General features: G+C 38.1%; 11 protein-coding genes. 7 read left to right on the top strand and 4 right to left on the bottom strand.

The genetic code is table 11. The annotated features are described in order from the left end of the window. The first annotated feature begins 355 nt into the window (after positions 1-355). Genes cas9 (AABE15_RS07500) through cas2 form a run of 4 tightly spaced genes read left to right on the top strand, consistent with a single transcriptional unit; the run spans position 356 to position 4,770 of the window. On the top strand, positions 356-2,407 hold the full coding sequence (gene cas9, locus AABE15_RS07500) for a type II CRISPR RNA-guided endonuclease Cas9 (RefSeq protein WP_338330671.1): 2,052 nt from the start codon (positions 356-358) through the stop codon (positions 2,405-2,407). Then, a complete protein-coding gene (gene cas9, locus AABE15_RS07495) occupies positions 2,356-3,591 on the top strand; it encodes a type II CRISPR RNA-guided endonuclease Cas9 (protein WP_338330670.1) in 1,236 nt (411 codons plus the stop codon). The genes cas9 (AABE15_RS07500) and cas9 (AABE15_RS07495) overlap by 52 nt, the downstream gene beginning before the upstream one ends. Continuing rightward, positions 3,549-4,439 carry a type II CRISPR-associated endonuclease Cas1 gene (gene cas1, locus AABE15_RS07490; RefSeq protein WP_338330669.1) on the top strand — a complete coding sequence of 297 codons (891 nt, stop codon included), beginning with the start codon at positions 3,549-3,551 and terminating at the stop codon, positions 4,437-4,439. The genes cas9 (AABE15_RS07495) and cas1 overlap by 43 nt, the downstream gene beginning before the upstream one ends. Then, positions 4,432-4,770 carry a CRISPR-associated endonuclease Cas2 gene (cas2, locus tag AABE15_RS07485; RefSeq protein ID WP_338330668.1) on the top strand — a complete coding sequence of 113 codons (339 nt, stop codon included), beginning with the start codon at positions 4,432-4,434 and terminating at the stop codon, positions 4,768-4,770. The genes cas1 and cas2 overlap by 8 nt, the downstream gene beginning before the upstream one ends. A 234-nt stretch (positions 4,771-5,004) precedes the next feature. On the opposite strand, the gene AABE15_RS07480 is transcribed toward cas2, so the two are convergent. From AABE15_RS07480 to AABE15_RS07465, 4 genes are all read right to left on the bottom strand, one after another. Further along, positions 5,005-6,273 (bottom strand): MFS transporter, encoded by a 1,269-nt coding sequence (locus AABE15_RS07480; RefSeq protein ID WP_338330667.1) that lies wholly within the window; start codon positions 6,271-6,273, stop codon positions 5,005-5,007. A 20-nt stretch (positions 6,274-6,293) separates the two neighbouring features. Beyond that, positions 6,294-9,392, bottom strand: a complete 3,099-nt coding sequence (locus tag AABE15_RS07475; protein ID WP_338330666.1) for a beta-galactosidase — start codon at positions 9,390-9,392, stop codon at positions 6,294-6,296. A gap of 696 nt (positions 9,393-10,088) precedes the next feature. Continuing rightward, positions 10,089-12,149 carry a glycoside hydrolase family 36 protein gene (locus tag AABE15_RS07470; RefSeq protein WP_338330665.1) on the bottom strand — a complete coding sequence of 687 codons (2,061 nt, stop codon included), beginning with the start codon at positions 12,147-12,149 and terminating at the stop codon, positions 10,089-10,091. An 18-nt stretch (positions 12,150-12,167) separates the two neighbouring features. Then, positions 12,168-13,568 carry a sugar porter family MFS transporter gene (locus tag AABE15_RS07465; protein WP_338330664.1) on the bottom strand — a complete coding sequence of 467 codons (1,401 nt, stop codon included), beginning with the start codon at positions 13,566-13,568 and terminating at the stop codon, positions 12,168-12,170. 239 nt (positions 13,569-13,807) lie between these two features. Here AABE15_RS07465 and AABE15_RS07460 point away from each other — a divergent pair, with 239 nt between their 5' ends. From AABE15_RS07460 to rbsK, 3 genes are all read left to right on the top strand, one after another. Beyond that, complete coding sequence (locus AABE15_RS07460) at positions 13,808-14,815, top strand: LacI family DNA-binding transcriptional regulator (protein ID WP_338330663.1); 1,008 nt, start codon at positions 13,808-13,810, stop codon at positions 14,813-14,815. Positions 14,816-15,460: 645 nt separating this feature from the next. After that, a complete protein-coding gene (locus AABE15_RS07455) occupies positions 15,461-16,462 on the top strand; it encodes a GRP family sugar transporter (protein ID WP_338330662.1) in 1,002 nt (333 codons plus the stop codon). 35 nt (positions 16,463-16,497) lie between these two features. Next, complete coding sequence (rbsK, locus tag AABE15_RS07450; RefSeq protein WP_338330661.1) at positions 16,498-17,373, top strand: ribokinase; 876 nt, start codon at positions 16,498-16,500, stop codon at positions 17,371-17,373. Positions 17,374-17,902 lie beyond the last annotated feature (529 nt).

The following is a 17,902-nucleotide window of genomic DNA, read 5'->3' as shown; positions in this document are numbered from 1 at the left end:
CTATGCATAGTATTAATAATAAATCACAATAACAAAAAAGAATGAATTATTAAATTATAACGAAAATTTTGCATAGGTTTTTATCAATAACTTTCTATTTTTAATTTAAAATATATAAAAATAAATATCGAAAAAACCAAGAATACCTAGAGCGTATTTTATAAAAGAATCCCCCAATTCAGAAATAAATTCAAAATTGGGGTAATCTTTCGTTGGAAAACCAACTTACCGTGGCTTCCTTACAGTTCTTATTTTTTTAATAGCATAGTTTACAAAGCCTATCAACAAAAAGCGAATTGCCAAGAATAATTTTTTACATTTATGATCATACCATTGATGTAAACGGAGTGCGATAATGCGTATAAATGAACAAATTGTGATAGGATTTGACTTAGGAATTGCCAGCGTAGGTTGGTCATTGTTTCAATTAAATGAAAACCAAACGGTTAATCATCTTTTGGATGCTGGGGTGTGGTTATTTAATGCACCCGAAACAGACAAAGAAAAAAAACCTACCAATCAAATCCGCCGAGAAGCCCGTTTAACACGAAGAACCATTAGCCGCAGGCGTCAACGGTTAAATGAAGTAAGAGCGTGTTTAGCCTTCTATCATCTGTTGCCTCATAAGCATAAATTTGCTCAAACTGAAGTACAGCAAAATTTATTGTGCTCTCCATGGGATTTACGAGTAGAGGGCTTGGATCGTGTGTTAAGTAAAGAAGAATTGGGGATAGCCCTTTATCATATTGCGAAACACAGAGGTTTTAAATCGACCCGAAAAGGAGGGGAAAAGGCAGAAGCTAAAAATGATCAAAAATTATTATCCTCTTTGGCTTCTTTATCCAGCACAATAGCGAACTATCGTACCTTTGCAGAAGCTCTTGTCATGGATGCAGATCTTAAACAAAAAAAACGCAATCGTGAAGGGGATTACGGTAGGACACCTAAAAGGGATTGGCTAGTACAAGAAGTTATTTATTTATTGGAGCGTCAACGGCAACTCGGCAATCATGTTGCTTCTAAGGAGTTGGAAGAGGATTTTATAGCAAAAGCCTTTAGCCAACGGGGCTTACAAAATTCAATAACGCTGTTGGGTCAGTGCTCTTTTGAACCTCAAGAAAAAAGAGCTTCTAAATATGCCCCCTCTTATGAATTGTTTCGGTTTTTATCAAAATTAAATAATTTACAATTAAAAGATGAAAAATTTAAATCTCGTTCTCTTAGGCCAGACGAAATAGCTAAAGCCATGAATGAATTTGGTAAACAGCAAAGTTTTACTTATAAAAAATTACGTACGATACTAGCTATTCCCGATACCGTTCACTTTAAAGGATTGGTATCGAATAAAAAAAGCAAAGAAGACGAAGAAAAACAAGATATTGTTACGAGTAAAGGAAAATCCGCACCGGGAACGTGCCTTTTTAGGAAACTATTGGGCGAAATCTATCCTTATGTTTCTATGGAACAATTGGATCAGGTGACTGAGATTATTGCCTTTCATGAAGATAGCCAGACTATAAAAGAAAAAATTGCTCAATTAAAGTTGGATAAAGATGGCGAACGATTAATTGTTCGTGCCTTGGATGATAATCACTTTGAAGATTTTAAAGGCGTTGGCCATCTTTCCACCAAAGCCTGTCGGAACCTTATTCCCTACCTTAAACAAGGGTTTGGTTACACCGAAGCGTGTGAAAATGTGGGTTACGATTTTTTGGCACCTGATAACGCTTCATGGGTTAATTTAAAGAACAAAACGCAGGGACTATCCCCTTCTTTGATTCGAAAAGTTATTTCAGAGCATTTGACCGATAAAAAAGAACATTTAGTTACCTCACCCGTTGCACGCAAAGCCGTAATAGAAGGAATTAAACAATTTGTAGCTTTAATTAATAATCATCCCGCGTTGCAAGGTCAGCTTCCTGGTTTTATTCACGTCGAATTGGCACGGGACCTGGGGCAAAATGTCATAGAGCGTAATAAATTAAGCAAAATTATTAAAGAGGGGACGGAGCGCAATCGCACGTTAGAACGAAATTTTTTAGAAGATTTTCCTGAACAAAAAGCAACGGGTTCTAGTTTGCGTTTGTACGCGTTGGCGCAGGAACAAGGGTGGAAATGTTTGTATAGTGGCGATTCCATACAACCTGAAAAGCTATTTGATGGGATTAGTTATCAGATAGATCATATTTTACCGTGGAGTCGTTTTGGCGATGACAGTTTTCATAATTTAACCTTGTGCACCGCCAAGGCCAATCAAGCCAAAAAGAATAGGACGCCGTTTGAATGGATGCAAGAAGATCCCCACCAAGAATATGAATTTAGTCAATTTGCCTATCGCGTTGAAACGTGTTCCTCGTGTCAAAGAAAAAAAAGAGGAAATATTTGTTGCTGGAGGCTGCCGAAATAGAGGGTAAATATCGAGAGCGAAATCTGAACGACACGCGTTGGGCATGTAAAGTTTTTCTTCAACTTTTGCAATTTTTTTACCCTGAAGCAGCCATGGTTGGAAAAAGAAGAATTTTCGCTAGACCGGGTCAATTAACCGCCAGAATGCGCCAAGCCTGGGGAATTGAGCATTTGAAGAAAGATGAAAACCACGAACGTTTAGCGGACGATCGCCATCATGCCCTTGATGCGGTGGTGGTGGCCGCTATTTCTGAGAGTCTTTTACAAACCTATACAAAAGAAAACATGCAAGCGGTGGAACAAGGACTATCCCGCCCGTTTAAGCGTTTTCCCTTACCCTATAAAGAATTTAGAGAAGAAATTCTTGAAAAGTTCGCCAAAATACAGGTTGCCCGAGCAGAAGAAAAAAAAGTGCCTGGACAAATTCACCAAGAAACCATCGTCTCGGTGGAACCCGAAACACAAGATGTGTTTGAAAAAATAACACCAGAAAAATTTCTAGACAAAAAAGCGGTTAAATCTTTGTTCGATTTACCAGACCCCGCGTCTGAATTGCAACGCTATTTTAAAGATCCCCAACGCAGTCAATCGGTTATCCAAGCATTAGTTGGTTGGCATCAGGCGGGTCGACCCAGCGACAACCTACCCAAAGGACCGACCGGGGATGCCATTCGAAAAATACGCGTACGCAATGTGTCCGGAAAGACAGAAGTATCTGTTCGTAAAGGATCCGCAGGCCGTGGTGATATGGTTCGTGTAGACGTTTTTTCCAAAACAAATCCAAAAGGGAAAAAACAGTTTTACTGGGTTCCTATTTACCCGCATCAGATGATGCACCCCGTTCCCCCGTGTCGGGCTATTGTGGGCAAGAAACCTGAAGAAACATGGCCCGTGATGGATGCAACTTATCGTTTTGAATACAGTTTTTACCGTCGAAGCTTACTAGAAATTACGACGAAAGAGGGTGAGGTGATTTTGGGATATTATATGACTGTGGATCGCTCTGCAGGGGCAATACATATTTCCCCACTACATACGCTAACTTCAAAACAAGTACTAGGGGCAAAAAATTTGCAAGCTTTACGTAAATTAACCATTGACCGATTAGGCAATGTTTTTCCTGTAAGAAAGGAGCCTCGACTATGGCATGGCGTACCCTGCATATCGGTCAACCGTCCCGATTAAGCATCAAACACAACCAATTGGTCATACAGCAAGACGAACCCGTGGTGGTTCCTCTTGAAGATGTGGGGTGTATTGTTTTGGATACCCCCCAGGTAACCCTTACAGGGGCGGTGCTGTCCGCCTGTGCCCGCCATCAAATAGCGTTGATCCAATCGGATGAAACGCACCATCCGGCGTTTATGGGGCTATCCTTTTGGGGGCATTATCGACAAGCCTATATTTTGGCACATCAATTGGCCGCAACATTACCGTTTAAAAAACAGCTGTGGCAACATATTGTTAGACAGAAACTGACCAATCAACAGTTGGTGTTACAAGCGTGTGTAAAAAAAACGACTGTGCTCCCTCAACTTATAAAACAGGTTAAACCGGGTGATCCAGAAAATATTGAGGCCAGGGGGGCACGGCTTTACTGGGCGACGCTTTGGGACAATTTTCGTCGTCAAGACGAAAGCGATATCCGCAATGCCTTGTTAAATTATGGTTATGCCATTCTCAGAGCCTCATTATCGCGTGCTTTGGTGGGGGCAGGGTTGCTTCCGGCCTTAGGGATTCATCATGTGTCCATGACCAATACGTTCAACCTCAGCGACGATTTGATCGAACCTTTTCGTCCTATGGTAGACCATCAAGTCTATACCATAGTTATGCACGGCGGGTGTGAAACCATGACGTTAGGTCACCGGCAGCAATTAACCCAGATTTTGGGTCATAAAGTTTTGTTTCAAGGCGAAGCCTTGGAAATAATGGGCGCTATAGAAAGGACCGTAGACGGTTTGGTCAGGGCGTATCAGGAAAAAAACACCAAGCATTTGCAATTGCCGCTATGGATCCCACAGGATGAATGACCCCTTAGAAAAAAGGATTCGCTATATGTGGCTATTTTGTTTTTTTGATTTGCCTGTTCAGAACAAAGCCCAAAGAAAAGCGGCCACACAATTTCGTAACCATTTGTTGCAGGATGGGTTTATAATGATACAATTTTCTGTTTACGCCCGATTGTGCAGGGGGGAAGACGGGCATCGCAAACACAGAGAGCGAATTAAAAAACGTCTCCCTTCCACAGGATCGATTCGCTGTTTATTGGTAACGGATAAACAATTTGCAAGGATGAATATTATGCTGGGTACGGTGAAAAAAACCGAAGAAAAAACCCAAAATCAGTTGATTTTGCTATGATTTTTTTTCGAAAAAATTCCGTTTTATTGTGGATTATCAAGAGGTTAGCCGTGGTCCACCTTAGCATACTAAGAACTGTAAGGAAACAAGCGTTTAGTAATGTAAGTCTGTGAATTGCAGCTTTTTTTACTAATAAAAGCAACCGTCATGAGTGGTACTGTAAGCACTAAAAACCAATCCAAGAAAATTGGAATGAATAGTTAATAAAAATATATGATGAATCTTAAAACTTGTTTATTCGGTAATTCCTTTTTCAAGTAAAGTCGGTTTATTTTTGATTTTATGAATATCTCTAGGACCGGTTAGGGCAAAAATCGAAATAATGGAAAAGGTAAATGCAATAATACCTAAAAGAATATACGTGTCTCGAAACCCTATGGTATCGTATAAATTCCCCGTTAAAATAGACATAAAAATAATGGTAACTTGTTTAAAAAAGCAAAAACATACCAAATAAACAGTTGCTGAAAACCTCGTTTCAAAGACCGTGGTAATATATTTAAAGCATCCAACAATTAAAAACGGGATTTCAAACATATGCAATGTTTTTAGTATAATAACTTGAACGACAGAAGTGGCAAACGCAGACCCTAAAATTCGAACCGACATGATAAAGCCAGCAACCAACAATCCATTTTTTGGACCGATACGATTAATAATTAAGGGGGTAAAAAACATAATAAAAGCATTTAACAATTCCCCCAATGTGGTTACGTAACCAAAAGCTCTGGTTCCTTGGGCTTCGGATGTAAAGAAGGATACAAAAAAATTGGCAAATTGTTGATCGAATACGTCGTAAGTACAAGAAACACCAACTACAAATAAACTTAAAAACCACAGCTTTGGATTTTTAAATAATTGTAATGCCAAATGCATATCAAACGGTTTTTCCTGAACTTCAATAGTGTTTTTTAGTGTGTGTAGTTTTTTATTTTCTGGATGAGATAGAAATAATAAAATAGCCAGAAATACGGCAAAGACCGATCCCATCCAAAAAACAAATTCGTTATTAATCGTCATCATATAGCCAACAATGGATGCGCAAATGGCCCATCCAACGCATCCAAACAGCCTCGCTCGACCAAATTCAAAACAATTATGACGGCTAACTTTTTCAATATAAGCCTCAATCGTTGGTGCCCCGCCATTGTAAATAAAGCCCAGGTAAAAACCACCCACGATAGAAGCCAGGTATATATTAATTTTTAACAACGGCCCAAGTACGAAAATAAAAAACGGTCCAAATAAAATTAACATCCCAACAATAACCCATAAGAGGTATTTTTTGGTGCCAAATTTATCAGAAAGTAGACCAAGAATAGGCTGAAAAACTAATGCAAAAAAAGAAATACTTGCAAAGATAAGGCCCATATTTGATTTAGATACGTGGTGAATATCCCCTAACCAAATTGGAAAAAAAGGGAAGTATGCGCCGATAATAAAGAAATATAAAAAAAAGAAAGAGCCAAAAATCCAAAAATTTAGATTTTTTAAATAATACATTATGGTTTGCTCCCTTTTCTTTATGGGCGAGACCAACAGAGTTGATACTGGTATTGACTGTCAGAAAGCAAATATTTCGGATGTACGCTTGGGCTCCAGGAATCGTCCCCACCAACCCCCATATGCCATGCATCTAGGATGAGCCATAATCCTTTTTCTTTTTTTAACAAATGACGGTGAGAGGTTTCCATAAGTTGTTTTTGGCTATAGGGACTGATCCCAAAATGAAACAATCCAGTCCATTGATGCCCTTGCATTTCTAGATAACGTGTATCACACCGCAACCCGTTTTCAGACGGAAAAATATAAGGAGTGTATAACCCTTCAATGGACGATTCCCATTTGCTTACTTGCGCGGCTGCTTTCCTATCTGGATAATTTTCAAAGGGCCCTTTGCCAAACCACGTGACGGTTTTTGAATTTATATCCAAACGGCATGTTAATCCTATACGCGCTGGCTGAGGATAATTTTTAGCAACTTCAATATAAACCTGCACATTCATGTGATTGGAATGGCTTAAAAAAAATTCTTTATTGCTTGTAAATATACATTTCCCGTTGGCTTGATAATGATGTTTGGTTCTAATCAATACCCCGTCTTGTAAAATATCGATTTTGCAATCGATTAAAGCAGCGTTTAAATGATAATACCCATAATGTTTCCAACGCTCTATCCAACTGTTTGGGTCAATACGCTCGATTTCACTAATCCCGATATCGTTGTCTAAGGGCGCTCTTGTAAAATTATCTTGCAAAGGGGACAGGAAGGCTGCGACGTCATTTTTCCACCATTGAACCAATAGGCCTCTTTTCGTATCAAATTGCCATACAGATGAATCAATTTGTATAGAGATTGAGTTATCTTTTTTGGTGACGACGGGTTTGCAATTTTTTTTGTTAAAGGGCTTTTCATCCAATTGACGCGCAATCAACCATTGATCCCATGCCGTTTTTAGATTGGGATCCGACCATGGAGTAGCGGAAGGTTGAATAATTTCAACATTAAACCATAACTCTCCCGCACCCATGCATGTTGGAATTTCAGTGATCTCAATACATTTATCTTGCTGGGGTGCAATAGTTAAAAAGCATTCCCCTTCGAGAATTCTGTTCCCATTCCATTCAAAATACCATTTTAATCGTTCATTGTCTGTATTGCGGAATAAGAAGTCACTGGTGATTTTTAATATCAGTGGTTTTTCACTGACGAGTTCAAATTTAAAGAATTGTTGTGCATGTTGGGCTTCGTATAATTTGGGATAGGGCGTGCGATCTGGAAACACTAAGCCATTTAGGCAAAATTGACGATCGTTTGGCTTGTCATTAAAATCACCCCCATAGGCATAATAAGAAATATTTTGTTCTTTCTTTGTAATGCCTTGATCAACCCAATCCCATATAAATCCCCCTTGTAATCTGGGATATTGGTGAAATGTTTTCCAATATTCATCAAAATTTCCTAAACTATTTCCCATCGCATGCGCATATTCACATAAGATCAAAGGCCTTGTTTCACTAGGCATGCTTATCCATTTTTTGATAGCGCGTTTAGGTACGACCGGAAAATTTTGATCTTGATCAATACGCGCATACATGGGGCAAATAATGTCCGTTACGGCACTGTCTGCACCCCCACCTTCGTATTGAACCGGCCGTGTGGGATCATTTTTTTTCACCCATTGATACATAGCATCGTGATTATGCCCATAACCCGATTCATTTCCCAAAGACCAAATGATAATAGAAGGATGATTGCGGTGGTATGGGATTAAACGGGTGATCCGCGCCATCATTGCATTCAACCATGCTGGATCATTGCTCAATCTATTCATAGGCGTCATTCCGTGGGTTTCTATGTTGGCTTCGTCCACAACATACAAACCGTAACGATCACATAATTTATACCACCATAAATTGTTTGGATAATGCGAACATCGAACGGCATTAAAATTATGTTGTTTCATTAACAAAACATCGTGCAGCATTGTTGCTTTATCCATGACCTGCCCGTGTTCGGGATGATGTTCGTGACGATTGATCCCGCGGATTAACAAGGGTTGTCCATTTAATTTTAGTAACCCGCTCTCAATCGTTATTTCTCTAAAACCAACATCGCACGCTTCATACTCTATGGAATTTTCTTTATCATCCATTAAACAAAGAACGAGGCGATATAAGTGTGGTTCCTCCGCACTCCATAATAATGGATTGGTGATAGAGTGTTCGAAAATAACTTTATCTTCATAATGACCCCGTTCATCAATTACATCCGTTCCCAAATTTTTTATTTCAGAACAAATACATTTTTTGTCATACCATAGTTCGGTTTGAACTTTTAAATGAGGGTAACGATTTTGATGACTTTTTATAGAAACGTTTATTAATAATTTCCCATGGTGATAATGATCCTGTAAAGAAGGAATAACTGAGAAATCAGAGATATATTCTTTGGGTTTATAGTGCAGCGTGACATCCCGAAAAATACCGCTCATCCGCCACATGTCTTGATCTTCTAGATAAGTACCGTCACACCAACGCAAGACCATTACAGCTATTCTGTTGCTGCCAATATGAAGATAGTCTGTTAAATCAAATTCCGCAGGCAATCGACTGTCTTGAGAATACCCCACCCACCTTCCATTACACCATAAATAAAAAGCCGAGTTAACGCCGTCAAAAATAATATGGCAATTTTTATCGGTTAATCTTTTTTTATCCACGTCAAACACGAGGGAATAACAGCCTGTGGGATTATGCTTTGGTACAAAAGGGGGATTGACAGGAATTGGATACGTCACATTGGTATAGATAGGCGTATCATAGCCATGCATTTGCCAATTGGATGGTACGGGAATTGTTTTATGGTTCTTTAAATCTTCTTTAATCCACTCTTCGGGCACATCTTCTGGAGCATGAAAATAGCTAAAATTCCATGTCCCGTTTAAACATTGAACAGATTGAGATGTGAGGTCTTCGCAAGCCTCTTTTTTGTTTGACCATTGATACAAAGGAGCATGCGATGGTAACCGATTAAACTCTATGAGAGATGGATTTTGCCAATCTTGTCTTGCTAGAATTTGCGATAACGTTAACCCTTTAAAAGAATTTAATGGAGGCATTGCTTAAAAATCCTTTATATAAATAGTATTCATTCCCATTGTGTGTAAAGTGCAGTGCTTGTAAAATCATAAAAAAGTGAAGGTATGTTAATAGAGGGTATGTTTTCCTATTAGGATCATTTGATTAGGTAATTTGCGTTGAAAGACGATAACTTAGCCAATTTTTTTATCGTTAGGCAGATGGCCTTAATAGACTAAGAGCTGTAGGAAAACTTTAGTGGCTAAACGCTACTCTTTTTTATGAGTTATTGTCTCTCTTTATGGTGCAAATCGTGTGGATAGTGATCAAAAATTTAAGAAGTATTTTGTACTAAAGAGGTTTTAATTTTGTTTTAATTTTGATGTAAATCCCTTCTACTATTTCCATCAAGTGACGAATTGTTTTGGGTTCTTTTTTTGGATAAAAAAGCACTGTTGATCCAACTAACTCGCAATGCCGCGTTCTAAAAACGGTTCTTTTGGATCTTAATAATCTTTAGGGACTATTAAAATACCAGTTTACAGCTTGGGTAATTATGAGCTTATTAAAAAGGCCTTTTTTAAAATATTTTTTATATTTTAAAATTAATTTCTACTGTATTCCAAGAAATTACATCATCTTGTCGCAATAATGTAATTGTTTTCGCAAGTATAATAGATTTAATTTTAAATTAAATTGTGCAATAAGGCGTTTTTTTATTTTTACCTTGCAACTTATTACTCGGTGTTTAAATGAAATAAACGCGCGGTATATTTTTTGTGAAGTGTTATTTCAGCGCAATTATTTTGTGTGTTAAGGGTATAGGAACTGCTATCAAAATGTGGATAGGCGCAGTTCAAAGTTGTGTTTTCGTCTATGAATAGCGGTAAAGGAAGGGTTATTGTTTCTTGCTCTGTATCCATTCGCCATAGGGCAAGCCACATCTCATTTTTACTGTGTAAACCAAAAGCTAGCCACGGTGAGGAAAATGAAGGCATGCCCAATGGCCAACACGGATCCATTAGGGGAATATGTTTACGATACGTTTTATACAACGCAATTCCTTCTTTTATTAACGATAAGCGTTCGTGGCTAAGTTCTGTTAAATGTCCACTTTGATGTATACGTAACAGCATACAGTTTACCATGTTCATTACTACGTCTTCTTTATCCCCTTCGCGTAATGGGTAAGACCAGATAGCCGCCTGTTCTGGCGTTACCGCAGAAGCGGCCGCCGCGGCAATTGTCGCCATAAGCCGATAATTGGTTTGGTCGGTTACCGACTGAATGCTGTGGTGTTGAAGAAGGGCGTAGTCCATGCGAAGCCCCCCGCTGCCACAATTCTCGATAATCAATTGCGGATACCGATCAAACGTTTTTTTCAACCACGCAAGGTACGCTCTATTGTGCTGTAACAAACCCTCACCAAAGCTATCCGCTTGATACTCGGTGCCGCTACCAGCATTAATGTTATAGTCCATTTTGATGTAATGCACGCCATATTCATCAACGAGGCGAGCCATAACACGATCGGCATGTTCTTGCACCAAAGGATGGCGGAAATCAAGTTGGTAACGCTGGTGATCAATGACTCGTTTACCATGCCGTAGAAAAAAACATTCTTTGGGCAGTTGCGCAGCGAGTGGACAGGCAATGCCCATGACTTCAATCTCGAGCCATAAACCAGGCTTCATTCCTTTGGATAAAATATAGTCAATCGGTTCACGAATACCGCCGGGAAAACGAATTAAAGAAGGTAACCACTCTCCAACACCATCCCACCATGGCCCATCGGAGTACCAGCCGCAGTCAATACAGAAATATTCGCAACCGGCCTCCGCAGCAGCATCAATTAATGGAAGCAGTTTCTGAGTTGTAGGATCCCCTGATAAGCAATTCATGTAGTCATTAAAAATAACGGGTAAGGTCACATTGTCTTGATGCGAACGAAGACTCTTGCGACGATAACGATTGGCTTCCTTCAAAGCCTCCTGAAGTCCACCCTTTACCAATGAAACTCCTACAGGGACAGAAATAAAGCGCTCTCCTGGCTGCAATGCTTTCCACCAGCTGCTTTCATTTTCAGTGGGCCCGCTGACTTGAAGGTAGAGATGATCTTGATAATCCCCTATTTCCCATTGCCACGATCCGTTATGTTCAATTTGCCAAAACAGTGAGGAATTTGAGGCAGAATCTTCAAAAACAGCGCAAGGAAGATGACCAATGGTTGACCACGTTCCCGTGTTATCGATGGAAATGCGATCGAGAGAAAATCGATTAACTTTTTCAAGACCTAGTTCGGGAAGGATGGACGATTTCCACTGTGCTTCACCATACCAATTGTTATGAGGAATATGCAGTATACTGTTTTTTTCCCATGATGTACTATTAAGGGTAAAAAGGGCTAAGGAGCTGACATACTCAAGGCCAAGGGCTTCTGAAGAATCATTTAAGATTTCCGACCAGATACGGACTGAGGACAACCCTTCAAAATGCTGCATATGCCAGGTGGCACGGATCGAGTCACCCTTGAGAGAAATTTCTAATTTTGTACCAAAATGTGTTTCATAGCAACGGTGACTTGCGTAGTGCAAAGACGAACCTGGTTCACTTCCTGTGTGTTTACGCGCGTGATGATCGTTTTGATTATACCCGCTGACGTGAATTTGAATGAGGGGAAAAGCTTCACGGGCTTTTTCAATATTGCCTGAAGTAAACTGTTCAATATAAATAATCCCGTCATCCTTTATTTGAAAAGAAATAAAAAAATTCTTTTTTTTAATTTCAATACGACTCATTTTTTTTGTTCCTTGATGTTATCGTCCGATATTTCGTAGTTTTTTCCCTTCCATGAGATTTTTTTCAATGTGTTCAAGGGATATATTTTTAGTTTCAGGAACAAACAGATAAACGACAACAAAGGAAAGAGTATTTAAGAGTGCGTATAAATAAAATGTGTGCGCTCCGCCCAATGTGCTTAATAGAGAGAGAAACGTCAGACTGACGATCATTCCTGCAATATGGCAAGTAAAGGTAGAACAGGTAATACCAAATTCTCGGCCTTTTAAAGGTTGAATTTCAGCGCAGAGTAACCAGATTACCGGTCCTGCAGACATCGCATACCCCACTATATACAGAAGCAACATTGTAACGGTTACTGTTTTTCCCAGTAATGAAAGAGCATTTCCATTCAGCAAAGTTCCGACGATGGCCATGGTTATCACCATAGTGGCAAAGCCAATATACAGCATGGGTTTACGACCCCATCGATCGACAAAACCGATAGCAATAAAAGTTGACACCGTCATAACCAGTCCAACAATCACGGTACCCCACATTTGATCTGCGGTCGAAGAAAAGCCAATTTCACGAAAAATACGCGGCGCGTAATATGTCATGACGTTAATACCAGAAAATTGTTGCATAATTTGCAGAACAATGCCTAGGGTTACGCTATGGCGAAAATGTTTATTTTGTTTAAAAAGAAACCAGCCTTGTTGCTTAATTTTTAGTTGTTCTCTAATTTCGATGAGTTCAATTTCTGCTTCCTCAGCCGTGCTGCGCAAGTTTAGAAGAACTTTTCGGGCATCCTCTTCTCGATTATGCATCATCAACCAGCGTGGGCTGCGGGGTAAGAAAATTACACCAAAAAGAAATATAAATGAAGGCACTGCCACGACAAGCAACATCCCTCGCCAGTTCCCACTATAGCTGAAGGCGGTGTTGGTTAAAAACACAATTAGAATACCGAGGGAAATCATTAATTGATAAGCGGAAATCATTGCTCCTCGGATATTTTTGGGTGTGACTTCAGATAAATAGAGCGGTGTTGCATAGGTAGTAACGCCTAGGCCACCTCCAAGAATGAGTCGTCCAATGATCAACATCTCTGGACCAGATGCAAAAAAACAGATCATGGCGCCTGTAAAAAAGAAACTTGCGGCGATTAATAAGGCATATTTACGTCCAAAGCGGTAGGCTAAGAAGCCACTGCACAAGGTTGCTACCGCTGCACCGACCATCATAGAACTGACAATCCATTCTTGTTGGCTATCGATGAGGTGATATTCTTTGGCGATTAAGGGTAATGCCCCTGATATAACACCAAGATCAAGACCAAATAGAAGGCCAGTAAGTGCCGCAAGTAAGCAAATCCAAATCACTTGAATTTTGGTTTTGTAAAAAGGTACTGTGTGTAACGTATTATCTAAATGCATGAGCGTAATTTTTTCTTTATGTAATAAATTTTTATAAAATACTTAATCGTTTTCGTAGACCTCATGCTAAGTCTAGAAAGAATTATAAGGCAATAATTTTTTTCTCCTTCTCTGCGACCTCTCTTAATTGTGATCTCTGGTGTAAATTTGATATCTATTGAGTTGGAAGAATGTTGTGGTGGAAAATGCAATAATGCGTTATTAATTTCCTTATTAATGAAAAAGGTTAATTTATAATAATGAATATAAAAGAGCTGTCAGCCTATTTAAACCTATCAACGGCTACAGTTTCGAAAGCGCTTAATGATAAAAGTGATATAAGTATTTGTACACGAAATAAAGTAAAAGAAGCCGCTATAAAACTGGGGTATCATCCAAATATTTCAGCTCGCAGTTTGCGAAGCTGTAAGAGTAATACAGTGGCCTTATTGTTATCGGTTACTGAGGGAGATAATATCCTCACCTCTTCCTTTTTTATGCGAATTTTAAAAGGATTGCAGCCAAGTCTTAAAGCCAGAGACATAGACCTAGTAATTTATTTTTCAACAGATTCTGAAGATGAGCATCAATTGCTGCAGAAAATTATCCAGCAACAACGTGTAGATGCTATCATTCTAACCGATACGCGTGTGGACGATTCACGAATTAATTATTTGCACGCGCAAAAATTCCCCTTTGTTACCATGGGTCAAAGCAAGACATTAGAGGGAGAATTTAATTGGGTTGATATGAACCATTACCTGATGGGGCAGGAATGCGTTCGTCACGCGGTTCGCCATAAAGCTAAACGTATCGCTCTGGTAACGCAGAGTCAGGAAAGTATGCATGGACAACAGTTTTTACAAGGGTGTGTCCAAGCATTGCAGTCGCTAAACCAATCGTTTAGTAAAGAATGTGTTTTTTACGGTAATAAAACGGAACAGTCAGGCATAGCTGCACTTGAGTATTTTTTCTTACTGGAAAATCGTCCTGATTTCATTATTTTTATTAACGATTTGCAATTGATGGGTGCCAATAGTTATTTGACTCGATCTGAGAACCAATGGCTTGATCGAGAGGCGATGGTATGTGCTATTGAAAGCAGTGATTTTGTTTTAAGAATGCTTCCCAATTCTTGTCTTTTCACTATGGATCACCAACAAATTGGTTGTAAATTAGGTGAGGCTGTTCTACGCGTTATTGAACGACCTGATCATGTAAAAAATATGTTATTAAAAATCTGCCCCAAATGTAAAATACAGAATTGAATTTATAACAAATAACAGAACTATTTAGAGATTTTGTTTAAAATAATTATCTAAAATTTCATAAAAAGATTGCTCCGTTATTTTTTTTTGAAATTAACTGTATTGTTATAATTAATAAATTGCTTTAACTTTTTTTGTTATTTCAAGCATGTAAAAACTTTTCCCTATTGTTGCCCCTTTATTACTATTTTAATCACGCGTTTTGCTTTTTATAATTTTACGAATAGACACGTTTTAATGGTAATTTGTTTTTTAATGAACGTGAATGTTAATCGTTTCATGGTTTGAATTGTTTATTTGTTGATTTTAATTTTTAAGATTTCTTACGAATTATTAATATGACAGAGCTGCTTAATTCTATATAGAATTTGAAAATTAATAACCTATTGTGATTTAAAAGGTTACATTTTATTGGATGCTATTAAATGATGTATGGATCACAAACAGTTGAACTGAATTGCTGTAGCGTTAAAGATGCGTTTACCGTATCTTCATTGTAACGTATCACCTTGTCTGAATAGAATTCAAAGAGATGGCTAAGCGTAAGATTATCTTTTTCTTCTTTAATTCGGGAATATATATGAAGCATTAAGGCCTTTTATTTAACATTCCCTCGCTTTAAAGGCATAAAGTAAGGAGGGGTTTATGGTTGTAATAAACAATTATCCACTATCTGTCATCATGTGTATCGTTACTATGATTTGTTGGGGGTCATGGGCTAATACAACCAAGCTTACGGATGGTAAAAAATGGCCATTCCAACTTTATTATTGGGATTATTGCATAGGCATTGTCATTTTTTGTGTCTTTCTTGCCTTAACATTAGGATCTTTTGGTAATGAAGGAAGAAGTTTTTTTCAAGATATGGTTCAAGCCAAAAGTTATTACTTGTTTCTGGCTTTTTTAGGTGGAATCATTTTTAATCTTGGCAATATCCTTTTGGTGGCTTCAATTGATCTGGCTGGCATGGCAGTGGCTTTTCCTGTTGGTGTGGGAATTGCCCTTGTTTTGGGCGTTGTTGTTAACTATCTAGGGTTACCTAAGGGCGATCCCGTTGTTCTATTCTTCGGCGTAGCTGCTATTGTTATTGCTATCATTTTAACGGCTATTGCATACAGTCGATTAAATAACGATACAAAAGAAAAAGGTAAGGGGCTGATTACTGCTGTTTTTGCAGGTATTATCATGGGATGGTTTTATCGTTTTGTTGCCAGTTCCATGTCAAGTAATTTTTCTGTGCCGGAAGCTGGTCTTTTAACGCCCTATACTGCGTTGGTATTATTTTCTCTTGGTATTTTTTTTTCGAGCTTTATCTGGAATACGGTTATGATGAAAAAACCAATATCAGGTTTTCCAATAAAAAGTTCCCAGTATTTTAACGGCACCTTTAAAGACCATGGTGCTGGAATTTTGGGCGGAATTATATGGGGTTTAGGTATGAGCTTCAGTATCCTCGCATCAAGTCAAGCGGGATATGCGATCTCGTATGGTTTAGGTCAGGGTGCAACCATGATTGCGGTTATATGGGGAGTGTTTATTTGGAAAGAGTTTGCATTCGCCAATAGAAATACAAAAAATCTATTATTGGCTATGTTCGTATTTTATATAATTGGCATTATGACAATAATTCTAGCAAACAGCATATAGTCATTTAATCCTTGTACATTAAGGGAATTAAAAAAATGAAAAGTAAAAGAATAGTTGTCATGGGTAGTACAAATCAAGACATTGTCAATATAGCAGACAGAATACCTAAAGTAGGTGAAACTATTATTGGTTATCAGTTTATGAAGCTACGAGGTGGAAAGGGAGCAAATCAAGCGGTGGCAGCGTCTAAGCTTGGTGGAAATGTAATATTCATTACTTGTTTAGGCAACGATGATTTTGCTAGTGGAATAGTAGAAGACTACAAAAATATTGGTATGGATGTAAGTAATATTGAAGTGTTAAACGATATAAACTCTGGAACAGCGTTAATCATGGTGGATGCCGAAGGGCGTAATTGTATAAGCGTTGCTCCAAATGCCAATTCAAAGTTAACCATGGAAGTAGTGGAAAATAAGAAAAATATTTTAATAAATTCTGATTACTTTCTTGTTCAAATGGAAACACCTATCGACGGAGTGGAGAAAGCATTAAAAATAGTAAAAGACAATGGTGGATATACTATTTTAAATCCCGCTCCAGCTAGAGCGCTTGGTAATAAAATATTTAAATATATAGACATTATAACACCTAATGAAACAGAAGCTGAAATATTAACAGGAATAAACGTAACAAATGACAACGAAGCTAAACTAGCAGCAAAAATTTTATTCAATAAAGGAGTTAAAACTGTAATTATAACGCTTGGTAGCAGAGGGGCGTATCTGTACTCTAAAGATATTCAAGGGAAGTTACTGCCTAGTTATAAAGTAGATGCTGTTGACACTACCGCTGCTGGAGATACTTTTAATGGAGCATTAATTGTAGCCCTTAGTGAAGGGCATGGTATTGAGGAAGCCATTGGTTTTGCTAATAAAGCTAGTGCCATATCCATCTTGAAAGTGGGTGCTTAACAGTCAATACCCGAAAGAAAAACAGTCGATTGCTATAAGATCTAAACATTATATAGTAATTCTAGTGTGTTTTTTTCCTTACCATTTTAAAGAATATTGAGATCATTTTTAAATTTTTTTGTAGTTAATTATAGATCTCTTTCAGTCGAAAGAGGGGATGTGTTCAACTTTTAGTTTTCATAAAATATTTTTAAAATCAATCAGGTTTTTAATAGTACGATCAGTATGCAGTCATTGTATTTTTGATACTTTTGTAGGGTTGATATGCACAATTTAAAAATAATTCTCTTAATTTAAATTAGCTCGCAACGTTATTAGCATTTATATTTGGTATGATAGAGTTTCTCTACGATTATAGTACAAAGTGTTTCGAAAAGATATTTTTGCTTGGGTTAAATTACAATCATACATCCTTTTAACTTTTTAAGTTTTAAAGTTAACCCGCGCGACTTTTCGCATTTGCAGTCGTTTTTAATAGTTGTGATGCAAAGTACTGACTTTAATGTATTAAAAGCTATAAGGACATTAG

It is taken from the genome of Commensalibacter sp. Nvir, assembly GCF_963921845.1.
In the GTDB taxonomy this organism is placed as follows: domain Bacteria; phylum Pseudomonadota; class Alphaproteobacteria; order Acetobacterales; family Acetobacteraceae; genus Commensalibacter.
This window is presented reverse-complemented; position numbering and strand designations above follow the sequence as displayed.

What these genes read in the sequence shown, in the direction of transcription:
- rbsK (WP_338330661.1), top strand. Translation starts at nt 16,498, where the DNA reads ATGAAAAGTAAAAGAATAGTTGTCATGGGTAGTACAAATCAAGACATT.
- AABE15_RS07460 (WP_338330663.1), top strand. Translation starts at nt 13,808, where the DNA reads ATGAATATAAAAGAGCTGTCAGCCTATTTAAACCTATCAACGGCTACA.
- AABE15_RS07480 (WP_338330667.1), bottom strand. Translation starts at nt 6,273, where the DNA reads ATGTATTATTTAAAAAATCTAAATTTTTGGATTTTTGGCTCTTTCTTT.
- cas2 (WP_338330668.1), top strand. Translation starts at nt 4,432, where the DNA reads ATGAATGACCCCTTAGAAAAAAGGATTCGCTATATGTGGCTATTTTGT.
- AABE15_RS07475 (WP_338330666.1), bottom strand. Translation starts at nt 9,392, where the DNA reads ATGCCTCCATTAAATTCTTTTAAAGGGTTAACGTTATCGCAAATTCTA.
- cas9 (WP_338330671.1), top strand. Translation starts at nt 356, where the DNA reads ATGCGTATAAATGAACAAATTGTGATAGGATTTGACTTAGGAATTGCC.
- AABE15_RS07455 (WP_338330662.1), top strand. Translation starts at nt 15,461, where the DNA reads ATGGTTGTAATAAACAATTATCCACTATCTGTCATCATGTGTATCGTT.
- AABE15_RS07465 (WP_338330664.1), bottom strand. Translation starts at nt 13,568, where the DNA reads ATGCATTTAGATAATACGTTACACACAGTACCTTTTTACAAAACCAAA.
- cas1 (WP_338330669.1), top strand. Translation starts at nt 3,549, where the DNA reads ATGGCATGGCGTACCCTGCATATCGGTCAACCGTCCCGATTAAGCATC.
- AABE15_RS07470 (WP_338330665.1), bottom strand. Translation starts at nt 12,149, where the DNA reads ATGAGTCGTATTGAAATTAAAAAAAAGAATTTTTTTATTTCTTTTCAA.